The organism is Streptomyces niveiscabiei, assembly GCF_001419795.1.
Classification (GTDB): domain Bacteria; phylum Actinomycetota; class Actinomycetes; order Streptomycetales; family Streptomycetaceae; genus Streptomyces; species Streptomyces niveiscabiei.
On record NZ_LIRL01000863.1, the window covers coordinates 1 to 2,038 of the forward strand.

General features: G+C 70.2%; 2 protein-coding genes. One reads left to right on the forward strand and one right to left on the reverse strand.

Annotated features, from left to right (window positions below; translation table 11 throughout):
- The first annotated feature begins 135 nt into the window (after positions 1-135).
- Positions 136-1,356 (forward strand): phosphoserine phosphatase SerB, encoded by a 1,221-nt coding sequence (gene serB / locus AOK24_RS35685; protein ID WP_055724122.1) that lies wholly within the window; start codon positions 136-138, stop codon positions 1,354-1,356.
- A gap of 84 nt (positions 1,357-1,440) precedes the next feature.
- Here serB and AOK24_RS35690 read toward each other — a convergent pair whose 3' ends face one another.
- Entirely contained in the window at positions 1,441-1,959 is a 519-nt protein-coding gene (locus tag AOK24_RS35690) for a SixA phosphatase family protein (protein WP_055724123.1), read from the reverse strand.
- Positions 1,960-2,038 lie beyond the last annotated feature (79 nt).

Below are 2,038 nucleotides of genomic sequence, written 5' to 3' on the forward strand. Positions count from 1 at the left end.
CCAGCCCGCGTAGCTGCGGTGCGGGTGGGTGGTGTGTGTCTTGGGTTCGTCATGTTTTTGTTGGGCAGTGTTTTTCGTCCGGCTGTTGGACCTGGGCGGCGCGGGGGGTGAGGGGGCGGTTACGGTGTAGGGACCATGAGCGATACGCAGACGCAGGGTCCGGCCTCGGACGTTCCTACTCTTCTTGTCAAGATTTTTGGCAAGGACCGGCCCGGGATCACGGCCGGGTTGTTCGACACGCTGGCCGCTTACGCCGTTGATGTCGTTGACATCGAGCAGGTGGTGACCCGGGGGCGGATGGTGCTGTGTGCGCTGGTCACCGAGCCGCCTCGGGGGCTGGAGGGGGAGCTGCGGTCGACCGTGCACAGCTGGGCCGAGTCGATGAAGATGCAGGCGGAGATCATCTCCGGCCTCGGTGACAACCGGCCGCGTGGGCTCGGGCGCTCGCTGGTGACCGTGCTCGGGCATCCGTTGACCGCGGAGGCGACGGCCGCGGTCGCCGCGCGGATCACGAAGGCCGGCGGCAACATCGACCGTATCTTCCGGCTCGCCAAGTACCCGGTGACGGCGGTGGAGTTCGCGGTGTCCGGCGTCGAGACGGAACCGCTGCGGACCGCGCTGGTGACGGACGCGGCGGCGCTCGGCGTCGACATCGCGGTCGTCGCGGCGGGCCTGCACCGGCGGGCCCAGCGGCTGATCGTCATGGACGTCGACTCGACGCTGATCCAGGACGAGGTGATCGAGCTCTTCGCGGCGCACGCCGGGTGCGAGGAGCAGGTCGCGGAGGTCACGGCCGCGGCGATGCGGGGCGAGCTGGACTTCGAGCAGTCGCTGCACGCGCGCGTGGCGCTGCTCGCGGGGCTCGACGCGTCGGTGGTGGACAAGGTCCGCGAGGAGGTGCGGCTCACGCCGGGCGCGCGGACTCTCATTCGTACGCTGAAGCGGCTCGGGTATCAGGTCGGGGTCGTGTCCGGCGGGTTCACGCAGGTCACCGACGACCTCAAGGAGCGGCTCGGGCTGGACTTCGCGCAGGCGAACACGCTGGAGATCGTCGACGGGAAGCTGACCGGGCGGGTCACCGGGGAGATCGTCGACCGGGCCGGGAAGGCACGGCTGCTGCGGCGGTTCGCGGCGGAGGCGGGCGTACCGCTCGCGCAGACCGTCGCCATCGGGGACGGCGCGAACGACCTCGACATGCTGAACGCGGCGGGTCTCGGCGTCGCGTTCAACGCGAAGCCGGTCGTCCGGGAGGCCGCGCACACGGCCGTCAACGTGCCGTTCCTCGACACCGTGCTGTATCTGCTGGGCGTCACCCGCGAAGAGGTCGAGGCGGCGGACACGCACGACGAGGACTGAGCCCCGGCCTCGTAGGAAACCTGGCCTCGTAAGAGCCCCATGGGAGCCCCGCCCTGCAGCGGTGCCGGGCTCTCGGGGATCACCTCAGGCGCTCGGCGCCCAGAAGTCGACCAGCTTGCCGACTCCGTGCTCGACGCTCTTCCAGGAGCCCTCGAAGGTCAGCGCGGCGAAGGCGGACGTCGGGAAGCCGCCGCGGTTCATCCGCGCGAGGAGGTCGCCCTCCGCCTCGCCCGTGAGCGCGTCCGCGAGGGCGTGGACGCCGGGGTTGTGGCCGATCAGGATCAGGCTGCGGACGTCGTCCGGTGTCTCGTTCAGCACCGCGATCAGTTCGCCCAGGGACGCCTCGTAGATCCGCTCCTCGTACACCGTCTTCGGGCGTTCCGGGAGTTCCTGGACCGCGAGCTTCCACGTCTCCCTCGTGCGGGTCGCGGTCGAGCACAGAGCCAGGTCGAAGCTGAATCCCGCGTCCGTCAGTCTGCGGCCGGCGACAGGCGCGTCCTTCCGGCCGCGCTCCGCCAGGGGCCGCTCGTGGTCGGCGCCGTCGTTCCAGTCGGCTTTCGCATGTCGGAGGAGGACGATCCTGCGGGGTTCTTCAACGCTCATGCTTCCCAGCTTCGCACGAAACAGGCCACCGGGCTCGGGGAGTTGGCGGGCGGATCCGGTGCGGGTGAGGGGGTTCGGG